The organism is Micromonospora sp. DSM 45708 (assembly GCF_039566955.1).
GTDB lineage: Bacteria > Actinomycetota > Actinomycetes > Mycobacteriales > Micromonosporaceae > Micromonospora.
Genome location: NZ_CP154796.1, coordinates 328,479 through 337,740, shown reverse-complemented (window position 1 = coordinate 337,740; position 9,262 = coordinate 328,479). Strand labels below are relative to the sequence as shown.

At 72.6% G+C, this 9,262-nt stretch carries 12 protein-coding genes; 1 reads left to right on the top strand and 11 read right to left on the bottom strand.

The window, feature by feature from the left end; all coding sequences use genetic code 11:
* Window positions 1–106: 106 nt before the first annotated feature.
* The 3 genes from VKK44_RS01750 to VKK44_RS01740 are packed head-to-tail and all read right to left on the bottom strand — an operon-like array spanning window position 107 to window position 3,227.
* Window positions 107–904: a nucleotidyltransferase domain-containing protein gene (locus VKK44_RS01750; RefSeq protein WP_343445084.1), complete on the bottom strand. Its 798-nt coding sequence runs from the start codon at window positions 902–904 to the stop codon at window positions 107–109.
* Window positions 901–2,580 carry an ABC-F family ATP-binding cassette domain-containing protein gene (locus tag VKK44_RS01745; protein ID WP_343445082.1) on the bottom strand — a complete coding sequence of 560 codons (1,680 nt, stop codon included), beginning with the start codon at window positions 2,578–2,580 and terminating at the stop codon, window positions 901–903. Before VKK44_RS01745 ends, VKK44_RS01750 begins: the two co-directional genes overlap by 4 nt.
* Before the next feature lie 41 nt (window positions 2,581–2,621).
* The gene (locus VKK44_RS01740) at window positions 2,622–3,227 is read right to left on the bottom strand and encodes a class I SAM-dependent methyltransferase (RefSeq protein ID WP_343445081.1); all 606 of its coding nucleotides are present in this window, start codon (window positions 3,225–3,227) and stop codon (window positions 2,622–2,624) included.
* A gap of 125 nt (window positions 3,228–3,352) precedes the next feature.
* Between VKK44_RS01740 and VKK44_RS01735 the strand changes: the two genes are divergently transcribed.
* The gene (locus VKK44_RS01735; RefSeq protein ID WP_343445079.1) at window positions 3,353–4,507 is read left to right on the top strand and encodes a hypothetical protein; all 1,155 of its coding nucleotides are present in this window, start codon (window positions 3,353–3,355) and stop codon (window positions 4,505–4,507) included.
* Between the two features lie 39 nt (window positions 4,508–4,546).
* Here VKK44_RS01735 and truA read toward each other — a convergent pair whose 3' ends face one another.
* The 8 genes from truA to infA form a co-directional block, all read right to left on the bottom strand.
* The gene (gene truA / locus VKK44_RS01730) at window positions 4,547–5,380 is read right to left on the bottom strand and encodes a tRNA pseudouridine(38-40) synthase TruA (protein ID WP_343445078.1); all 834 of its coding nucleotides are present in this window, start codon (window positions 5,378–5,380) and stop codon (window positions 4,547–4,549) included.
* A gap of 73 nt (window positions 5,381–5,453) precedes the next feature.
* Window positions 5,454–6,014 carry a 50S ribosomal protein L17 gene (gene rplQ / locus VKK44_RS01725; protein ID WP_343445077.1) on the bottom strand — a complete coding sequence of 187 codons (561 nt, stop codon included), beginning with the start codon at window positions 6,012–6,014 and terminating at the stop codon, window positions 5,454–5,456.
* A 34-nt stretch (window positions 6,015–6,048) separates the two neighbouring features.
* Window positions 6,049–7,071, bottom strand: coding sequence for a DNA-directed RNA polymerase subunit alpha (locus VKK44_RS01720; RefSeq protein WP_343445075.1), 1,023 nt, complete (start codon window positions 7,069–7,071; stop codon window positions 6,049–6,051).
* Window positions 7,072–7,166: 95 nt separating this feature from the next.
* Window positions 7,167–7,793 (bottom strand): 30S ribosomal protein S4, encoded by a 627-nt coding sequence (rpsD, locus tag VKK44_RS01715; RefSeq protein ID WP_091290324.1) that lies wholly within the window; start codon window positions 7,791–7,793, stop codon window positions 7,167–7,169.
* Window positions 7,794–7,807: 14 nt separating this feature from the next.
* Window positions 7,808–8,215: a 30S ribosomal protein S11 gene (rpsK, locus tag VKK44_RS01710; protein ID WP_014440747.1), complete on the bottom strand. Its 408-nt coding sequence runs from the start codon at window positions 8,213–8,215 to the stop codon at window positions 7,808–7,810.
* Between the two features lie 18 nt (window positions 8,216–8,233).
* Window positions 8,234–8,614 (bottom strand): 30S ribosomal protein S13, encoded by a 381-nt coding sequence (gene rpsM, locus VKK44_RS01705; protein ID WP_013288614.1) that lies wholly within the window; start codon window positions 8,612–8,614, stop codon window positions 8,234–8,236.
* 154 nt (window positions 8,615–8,768) lie between these two features.
* Entirely contained in the window at window positions 8,769–8,882 is a 114-nt protein-coding gene (gene rpmJ / locus VKK44_RS01700; RefSeq protein WP_043965539.1) for a 50S ribosomal protein L36, read from the bottom strand.
* A 91-nt stretch (window positions 8,883–8,973) separates the two neighbouring features.
* Window positions 8,974–9,195, bottom strand: coding sequence for a translation initiation factor IF-1 (gene infA, locus VKK44_RS01695; protein ID WP_007073013.1), 222 nt, complete (start codon window positions 9,193–9,195; stop codon window positions 8,974–8,976).
* Between the last annotated feature and the right edge of the window lie 67 nt (window positions 9,196–9,262).

Here is a 9,262-nt window from a genome sequence, read left to right as displayed (position 1 = left end):
TCCGCGCCATCACGTTTGCAGCGGCCCGCCGGACCCGCCGACGGCCGCGAGCCCACCGACCGCAAGCCCGCCGCCTGGCCGAGCCGGACCGGGCCGCGCCGGCCCGTCAGCCGAGCACGTCGCGGGCCAGCGCCCGGGCCGCGTCGACCGTCGCCGCCAGTTCCCCGGGGGTACGCCCCACGGCGCCGAGCAGCCCGTGCGCGCGGGCGGCGAAGTCCGGTGGGGCGCCCGGCAGCCGCCCGGCCGAGGCGAGCATGCCCTTCTCGTTGACCAGCCATCGCCCGGCCCGGCCGTGCAGCGCCTGCGCCAGCACCCCGATCACCCGGAACAGGCACCCGGCCACGTACCCGGCGTCACCACCGGCCGCGCCCTTGGCCGCGCCGTCGAGCAGCAGCCCGGTCTCCCAGCCGCCGGCCACCAGTGCCGCGCCGAGCGCGGGCGGGTAGTGGACGGTTTCGGCCCGCAGCGCGGTCAGCTCGCCGGTCGGGTCGCCCAGCACCCGGCCGAGCGCGACCTCCCCGGCGTACGCGTGCGAGTAGAACCCGAGCGGGTGCCCGGCCTGCGCCTGCACCGTGTAGCGGCCGGCGCGGCAGTCCGCCCAGACCCGGTGCACGCGGCCCAGGTCCCGGTAGATCCAGTCCACCGCCACCCCGCCGACGCGCAGCCAGCCGCCGCCGTCGACCCACGGGCCCCAGCCGCCGGGTGCGGTGAGGTCCACCGGGCCGTCGGCGACCGAGCCGGCCACCGCGCGCAGCCCGGCCACGTCCGGCGTACCCCGGTAGTAGAGGCCGACGTCCCAGTCGGAGTCGGGCCGGTGCTCGCCGCGGGCCCGGCTGCCGCCGAGCGCCACCGCGACCACCCCGTCGACCGCGCAGAGCCGGTCGACGAGCTCCTGGTCGATCATCCGACGTCCCAGACCGGCTCCGGCGTCTCCACCACGTCCCCGTCGCCCCGGAACAGCACGAACCGGTCGAAGGTCCGGGTGAACCACCTGTCGTGCGTCACCGCGACCACCGTGCCGTCGAACGCGGTCAGACCGGCCTCCAGCGCCTCGGCGGAGGCCAGGTCGAGGTTGTCGGTCGGCTCGTCGAGCAGCAGCAGCGTGGCCCCGGACAGCTCCAGCAGCAGCACCAGGAAGCGGGCCTGCTGGCCGCCGGAGAGCGTGCCGAAGCGCTGGTCGCCCTGGGCGGCCAGCTCGTAGCGGGACAGCGCCGCCATGGCCGCGTGCCGGTCCATGCCGGCCCGGTGCTCGTCGCCCCGCCACAGCACCTCGACCAGCGTCTTCGCCATCAGTTCCGGCCGGTCGTGGGTCTGCGAGAAGTGCCCCGGCCGGACCCGGGCGCCGAGCCGCACCACGCCGCCGTGCGCGACCGGTGCGAGCGCGGCGGCGCCGTCGACAGGCGTGTTGCCCGGTTCCGGGTCGGTGCCGCCGCGGGCCAGCAAACGCAGGAAGTGCGACTTGCCGGTCCCGTTCGCGCCGAGCACCGCGACCCGGTCGCCGTACCAGAGTTCCAGGTCGAACGGGTAGGTCAGGCCGTCCAGCTCCAACTGCTCGGCGATCACCGCGCGCTTGCCGGTCCGCCCGCCGGTCAGCCGCATCCGGATGTCCTGGTCCTTCGGGGGTACGGGCGGCGGCCCGGCCTCCTCGAACTTGCGCAGCCGGGTCTGCGCGGCCTGGTAGCGGGAGGCCAACCCGTCGTTGTACGCGGCCTTCTGCTTGTACATCAGCATCAGCTCGCGCAGCTTCTGGTGTTCCTCGTCCCAGCGCCGGCGCAGTTCGTCGAGGCGGGCGTGCCGGGCCACCCGCGCGTCGTGCCAGCTCGCGAAGCCGCCCGGGTGCACCCAGGCGCTGCCGCCCTCCACGGCGACCACCCGGTCGGCGGTCTGCGCCAGCAGCTCCCGGTCGTGCGAGACGTAGAGCACCGACTTGCCGGACTCCCGCAGCCGCGCCTCCAGCCACCGCTTGCCGGGCACGTCGAGGAAGTTGTCCGGCTCGTCGAGCAGCAGCACCTCGTCCGGGCCGCGCAGCAGCAGCTCCAGCGCGAAGCGTTTCTGCTGGCCGCCGGAGAGCGTCCGGACCGGCCGGTCCCGGGCGGTGTCCCAGGGCAGGTCCAGCACGATGGTGGTGACGGTGTCGAAGAGCACCTCGGCGTCGTACCCGCCGGCTTCGCCCCAGGCGGCCAGCGCGTCGGCGTACGCGAGCTGGGCCTTGCCGGCGGCGGAGCTGAACTTGCCGCGGACCTCGGCCGCCCGCATGGCCGCCTCGGTCTCGACCAGCCGGCGGCCGGCGTCGCGCAGCGCCGGCGGAGCGAGTGACAGGGCCAGGTCGGCGAGCGTCGAGTCGTCACCGATCATGCCGATGAACTGCCGCATCACGCCCAGCCCGCCGGCACGGGCGATCGCGCCGGTGGGCACCGGCAGGTCACCGGCGACCATGCGGAGCAGCGTCGTCTTGCCGGCGCCGTTGGGCCCGACGAGGGCCACCTTGGCGCCCTCACCGACCCGGAACGACACCTCCCGGAACAGTTCCCGCCCGTCCGGGAGGATGTGCCCGGCCCCTGCCACGTCCACGTATCCCACGCGGGCATCCTGCCCGAGGCGGGGGCCCGGCCGACACCGGATTACCGGGTGACGCGGAGCACCCGGAAGCCCTTCTGGCTGGCGTGCCGCTGCACCTGCCACCCCTGCTCGACCAGCCACCGGTGCAGCGAGTCGCCGCCGAGGTGCCGGGCGACGACCAGCCACGCCACGCCGTCCGCGGTGAGCCGGGGCAGCCAGCGCAACAGCAGGCCGTGCAGTTCCGCCTTGCCGATGTGGATCGGCGGGTTCGACCAGATCTGTGCGAACGTGACGTCCGGCGGCAGCTCGTCCGGGGCGACGGCGTGGACCCGGTCGGCCGCGCCGACGCGGGCGGCGTTGGCGGTGGTGAGCGCGCGGGCCCGTTCGTTGACGTCCACGGCCCAGACCGGGGCGGTCGGCGCGACCGTGGCCAGGACGCAGGTGATCGGTCCGAACCCGCAGCCGATGTCGAGCATCGGGCCGGTGGCGTCGGCGGCCGGCAGGTCGGCCTTGCGCAGCAGCACGGCGGTGCCCGGGTCGAGCCGGTCGGCGGAGAAGACCCCGCCGGCCGAGGTGAGCGTGTAGTCGCGCCCGGCGACGGAGAACTCGACCTCGCGCGGGCGGGCCGGGGTCGTGGGCTCAGCGGTGAAGTAGTGGTCGCCGGTCACGCGGGCATTCTCGCACCGGCCGGCAGCGGGTCGGGCGAGGGTACGGCGGGCAGGACGCGACGCCACCCCGTCAGACTTTCCCGATATTCCCCCCGAAAGGGATAATCGGCCCTACTCTATCCCACATGGTGTACCGGTACGAGTCCGATGAGGACGCCTTCCTCGAATATCCGGAGCGCGGGCCGGCCCCGGTCGGGCCCGTGGCCGCGACGCCGCCACCGGCGGGCCCGTCGCCCTCCCGCTTCCCCACGCCGTCACTGCCGCCGGCCCGGGCCACCCGCCCGGCCCTCGAGGACGCCCGGGCGCCCGCCCCCGCACCACCCGCACCGGTGCCCGCGCCGCCCCGGGAGCCCACCCCGGTGCCCCAGCCCGCGCCACCGGCGCCGCAGCCGCAGCCGGTGCCGGCCGCGACGGCACGCCCGACCGTGCCGGTCCCGGCCAGCCCGGCGTTCCGCACCACCGACCTGCCCGACCGGTCGCGGAACCGGCGGGCCGGCCGCCGCGGCGGCGGCCGGGTCTGGCAGGCGCTGATCGGCGGCGCCGCCGTGCTGCTCCTGCTCTCCCTCACCGGCCTGGCCGTGGCGGCGCTGCTCGACGAGCGGGCCGACACGCCGCCGACGAGCGCGCAGACCCCACCGGCGACGGTGCCGGAGTCGGGCCCGCCGAGCCGGTCCGACCTGGACTCCCGGGACACCGACCAGGCGACGCTCACCGCGAAGGAGCTGTTCCCGGGCAAGCAACTGGTGGTCACCGACGGCAGACCGGCCTACCGGGTGCTCAAGACGCAGGCCAGCGCCGACTGCGCGGTCGCGGCCACCGGCGAGATCGCCGACCTGCTGGTCCGGCTCGGGTGCAACCAGGTCGTCCGGGGCACGCTCCGCTCCCCCGACGGCGACCACCTGCTCACCGCCGGTCTGTTCAACCTGACCGACCTGGCCAGCGCCCAGCGGGTACGGGATCGGATCCGGCCACTGCTGGACGACCGCCAGGGACGGTTCCGGGGCCTGTCGGCGGGTGAGGGCACCGAGGCGGTGGAGAAGGCCGCCGCCCGGGTCGGTTGGCAGGTACGCGGCCACTACCTGGCCTTCTGCGTGGTCACCCGCGCGGACGGGGAACGGATCCCGACCGACGACGCGGGCGCCCGCGAGATCATGTACGACCTGATCGAGCTGCACCTGAACCGGACCGTGCTGGACCACCGGGCCGCCGGCGGCACGGCCGGCCAGCCCACCGGCGGTCCGTCCGAGGACAGCACCGGCCAACACGGCACCGACGACTGAACCGGCGCTCCCAGGCCCGTCCTCCGCGACCCGACGGGCTCAGCCCTCGGCGACCGGGACCCGCAGCCGGCGGGTGAGGTCGGCGCGGCGGGCGTACCCCGCCGGGTCGGCCGGGTAGCCGACCTCGACCAGGGCGAGGCCGTGCGCGGGCGCCACGGTGACCTCGCTGGACCGTTCCCGGCGGGTCAGCAGGCCGGCCGGCCACTGGACCGGCCGCCGGCCGTCCCCGGCGACGAGCATGGCGCCGACCAGGCTGCGCACCATGTTCTGGCAGAACGCGTCGGCCTGCACGGTGGCGACCAGGATGGCGTCCGGGTCACGCCGCCAGTCCAGCCGGGTCACCTCGCGCAGCGTGGTGGCGTTCTCCTTGCGCCGGCAGTACGCGGCGAAGTCGTGCTCGCCCACCAGGCCGGTCGCGGCGGCGTTGAGCGCCGCCAGGTCGAGCGGCTTCGGCCAGGCCAGCGTGTCGCGCCGGCGCAGCGGCTCGGCGCCCCACGGGGCGTCGGTGACCCGGTACTCGTAGCGCCGGAACGTGGCCGAGAACCGGGCGTCGAAGTCGGCCGGCACCTCGGTCATCGCGCGTACCCGGGCGTCCGGCGGGAGCAGTCGGGCCAGCCGGCGCAGCAGCCGCCCCTCGTGCGCGCGCCACACCTCGGTCGGCAGGTCCAGGTGGCAGACCTGCCCGGTGGCGTGCACCCCGGCGTCGGTCCGCCCGGCCACGGTCAGGCCGGTGACCGTGCCCGCGCCGAGCACCAGGTCCAGCGTCTCCATGAGCACTCCGGCGACCGTACGCCGGGTGGGCTGGGGGGCCCATCCGGAGAAGTCGGTGCCGTCGTACGAGACGTCCAGCCGCAGCCGGGTCCGCTCGTCCACCTCGTACCTCCCGTTGACGGCGACGGGCCCGGCACCCCCGTGGGGATGCCGGGCCCGTCGATGCTGCCGGCGATCAGGCCTTGTTGTTCTCGGCGGCCTCGTCGCTGTCCTCGCGGGCGGCGGCGGTGTCACCGGAGGCGGAGACCGGAGCCTCGGCGTCCTGGTCACCGGCGCTGGCCTTGGGGGCCTCCTCGGCCGGGGCCAGGGCCTCGACCTTGTCCTGCTGGGCGGCCTTGCGGGCGGCGGTCTTCTTGTTCGCCTTCGGCTCGGCGACCGCAAGCTCCTCGACCAGCTCGATGATCGCCATCGGAGCGGCGTCGCCCTTGCGCGGACCGGTCTTCACGATCCGGGTGTAGCCACCGTTGCGGTTGGCGTACCGGGGCGCGATCTGGTCGAACAGGGAGTAGACCACGTCCTTGTCCTTGACGACGCCCAGCACCCGGCGGCGCGAGGCGAGGTCGCCGCGCTTGGCCTTGGTGATGAGCTGCTCGGCCAGCGGACGGAGCCGCCGGGCCTTCGTCTCGGTGGTCTGGATCTTGCCGTGCTGGAACAGCGCGGTGGCCAGGTTGGCCAGCATCAGCCGCTCGTGCGCGGGGCTGCCGCCGAGGCGGGGGCCCTTGGTGGGCGTGGGCATGCTTGGTGCTCCTCAGGTATGGCGGCAGCGCGGACTAGAGCTGCTCGGTCTCGCGGTAGTCGTCGGTGTCGTAGTCGGCCTCGCCGAAGGCGTCCACGACGTGCGCCGGGTCGAAGTTCGGAGCCGAGTCCTTCAGCCCCAGGCCCATCCCGGCGAGCTTCATCTTGACCTCGTCGATCGACTTCTGACCGAAGTTGCGGATGTCGAGGAGGTCGGCCTCGGTACGCCCGATCAGCTCACCAACGGAGTTGATGCCCTCGCGCTTGAGGCAGTTGTAGGAGCGGACGGTCAGGTCCAGCTCCTCGATCGGCAGAGCCAGGTCCGCCGCCAGCTGGGCGTCCTGCGGAGACGGCCCGATGTCGATGCCCTCGGCGGTCTCGTCCAGCTCGCGGGCGAGCCCGAACAGCTCCACCAGCGTCGAACCAGCCGAGGCCAGCGCGGTACGCGGGCCCATCGACGGCTTGCTCTCGACGTCGATGATCAGCCGGTCGAAGTCGGTCCGCTGCTCGACCCGGGTCGCCTCGACGCGGTAGGTCACCTTGAGCACCGGCGAGTAGATCGAGTCGACCGGGATCCGGCCGATCTCGGCGCCCGCCTGCTTGTTCTGCGCGGCGGTGACGTAGCCCCGGCCCCGCTCGACGGTCAGCTCCATGTCGAGCCGGCCCTTGCCGTTGAGGGTGGCGAGCTTCAGGTCCGGGTTGTGCACGGAGACACCGGCCGGGGGCTGGATGTCACCGGCGGTCACGTCGCCCGGGCCCTGCTTGCGCAGGTACATGCTGACCGGCTCGTCGTGCTCGGAGCTGACGCACAGCTCCTTGATGTTCATGACGAGCTCGACCACGTCCTCCTTGACACCGGGGATCGTGGTGAACTCGTGCAGCACGCCGTCGATCTTGATCGAGGTGACCGCCGCGCCCGGGATGGACGACAGCAGCGTGCGCCGGAGCGAGTTGCCGAGCGTGTAGCCGAAGCCGGGCTCCAGCGGCTCGATGGTGAACTTGGACCGGGTCTCGTTGATCGACTCTTCGGAGAGAGACGGTCGCTGGCTGATGAGCATCTTTTCTCTTCTCTTCCGGGGCGCCCGCTATTTGACGCCCACCACACAACTGTTCCGGTGGCCCGCCCCGCAGGACGGGCCACCGCAACGAGCCCTTACTTGGAGTAGAGCTCGACGATCAGCTGCTCCTGGACCTGGGTGTCGATCACCTGACGGGCCGGGAGCGAGTGCACGAGGACCTTCATCTGGCTGGGGATGGCCTCGAGCCACGCCGGAACGGTCTTGGAGCCGGCCTCGGCCTGCGCGACGATGAACGGGGTGAGCTCCTTGCTCTTGCCCCGGACCTCGATGATGTCGTGCTCCTTGACGCGGTACGACGGGATGTCGACCTTCTTGCCGTTCACCGTGAAGTGACCGTGCTTGACCAGCTGACGGGCCATGTCCCGGGACTTGGCGTAGCCGGCCCGGTAGACCACGTTGTCCAGCCGCGACTCGAGGATCTGGAGCAGAACCTCACCGGTCTTGGCCTTCTTGCCCACGGCCTCTTCGTAGTAGCCGCGGAACTGCTTCTCCAGCACGCCGTAGACACGACGGGCCTTCTGCTTCTCACGGAGCTGGAGCAGGTACTCCGTCTCCTTCGTGCGGCCGCGGCCGTGCTGCCCGGGCGGGAACGGCCGGGACTCGAACGGGCACTTCGGACCATCGCACTTGCTGCCCTTGAGGAACAGCTTCATCTTCTCCCGCCGGCAACGGCGGCAGTCAGCACCGGTGTAACGAGCCATCTCTCTCTAACCTCTCAGACCCGGCGACGCTTCGGCGGACGGCACCCGTTGTGCGGCTGCGGCGTGACGTCGGAAATCTGCCCGACCTCGAGACCGGCGGCCTGCAGCGAACGGATGGCGGTCTCCCGGCCGGAGCCGGGGCCCTTGACGAACACGTCGACCTTGCGCATGCCGTGCTCCATGGCCCGACGCGCGGCGGCCTCGGCGGCCAGCTGCGCGGCGAACGGGGTCGACTTGCGGGAGCCCTTGAAGCCCACCTGGCCGGAGGAGGCCCAGGAGATGACCGCACCGGTCGGGTCCGTGATGGACACGATGGTGTTGTTGAAGGTGCTCTTGATGTGCGCCTGCCCGTGGGCGACGTTCTTGCGTTCCTTGCGCCGGACCTTCTTGACGGCGGCTCCGGCACGAGCCTTCGGTGGCATAAGTCTGTGCGCTCCTAGTTACTTCTTGCCGGGCTTCTTCTTGCCGGCCACGGTCCGCTTCGGGCCCTTCCGGGTCCGCGCGTTGGTCTTGGTGCGCTGACCGCGCACGGGCAGACCGCGACGGTGCCGGATGCCGGCGTAACAGCCGATCTCGACCTTGCGGCGGATGTCAGCGGCGACCTCGCGGCGCAGGTCGCCTTCAACCTTGTAGTTGCCCTCGATGTGGTTCCGGAGCTCGACGAGCTCCTCGTCCGTGAGGTCCCGAACGCGCTTGTCCGGCGAGATGCCGGTCGCGGCGAGCGTCTCCAGGGCGCGGGTACGGCCGACCCCGAAGATGTAGGTGAGCGCGATCTCCATCCGCTTCTCGCGGGGGAGATCCACGCCGACTAGACGTGCCATGTGCGGGCGTACTCCTCATGTTTTGTGGCGGAGGTGTGGACCCGTCCCACCCCGCTGCCCGAGCGGGCCCCGGCCTCCGACCGGGGGTCAACCACGAGGGGTACGCGTGAGGCGCACCGTCCGCGGCTGGGACGAGCTGGTGACGTGTGGGGCGTCAGCCCTGGCGCTGCTTGTGACGCGGGTCGCTACAGATGACCATGACCCGGCCGTGCCGACGGATCACCCGGCACTTGTTGCAGATCCTCTTGACGCTCGGCTTGACCTTCACGGTTGCCTTACTTCCCATCTGGCCCGGAACGCGACGGATCGCGACCCGGACGTCGAAGACGGATACGGGGACTTCCCGGCCGTCGTCAGGCTTACTTGTAGCGGTAGACGATGCGCCCGCGGGTCAGGTCGTACGGCGAGAGTTCGACGACGACCCGGTCCTCCGGCAGGATGCGGATGTAGTGCTGCCGCATCTTGCCGCTGATGTGAGCCAGCACCTTGTGGCCGTTCGCGAGCTCCACCCGGAACATGGCGTTCGGCAGGGGCTCGATGACCCGACCCTCGATCTCGATGGCTCCGTCTTTTTTCGGCATGTACTCCGCTGTCCTGACGTCGGTTGCTCCGGACGGCCCACAACGTCTTACACGGGTGAACTGACCA

Coding starts and splice junctions, on each gene's coding strand:
- VKK44_RS01735 (WP_343445079.1), top strand. CDS start 3,353: ATGGTGTACCGGTACGAGTCCGATGAGGACGCCTTCCTCGAATATCCG.
- rplQ (WP_343445077.1), bottom strand. CDS start 6,014: ATGCCCACGCCCACCAAGGGCCCCCGCCTCGGCGGCAGCCCCGCGCAC.
- infA (WP_007073013.1), bottom strand. CDS start 9,195: ATGCCGAAAAAAGACGGAGCCATCGAGATCGAGGGTCGGGTCATCGAG.
- rpsM (WP_013288614.1), bottom strand. CDS start 8,614: ATGGCACGTCTAGTCGGCGTGGATCTCCCCCGCGAGAAGCGGATGGAG.
- VKK44_RS01720 (WP_343445075.1), bottom strand. CDS start 7,071: ATGCTCATCAGCCAGCGACCGTCTCTCTCCGAAGAGTCGATCAACGAG.
- rpsD (WP_091290324.1), bottom strand. CDS start 7,793: ATGGCTCGTTACACCGGTGCTGACTGCCGCCGTTGCCGGCGGGAGAAG.
- VKK44_RS01750 (WP_343445084.1), bottom strand. CDS start 904: ATGATCGACCAGGAGCTCGTCGACCGGCTCTGCGCGGTCGACGGGGTG.
- rpsK (WP_014440747.1), bottom strand. CDS start 8,215: ATGCCACCGAAGGCTCGTGCCGGAGCCGCCGTCAAGAAGGTCCGGCGC.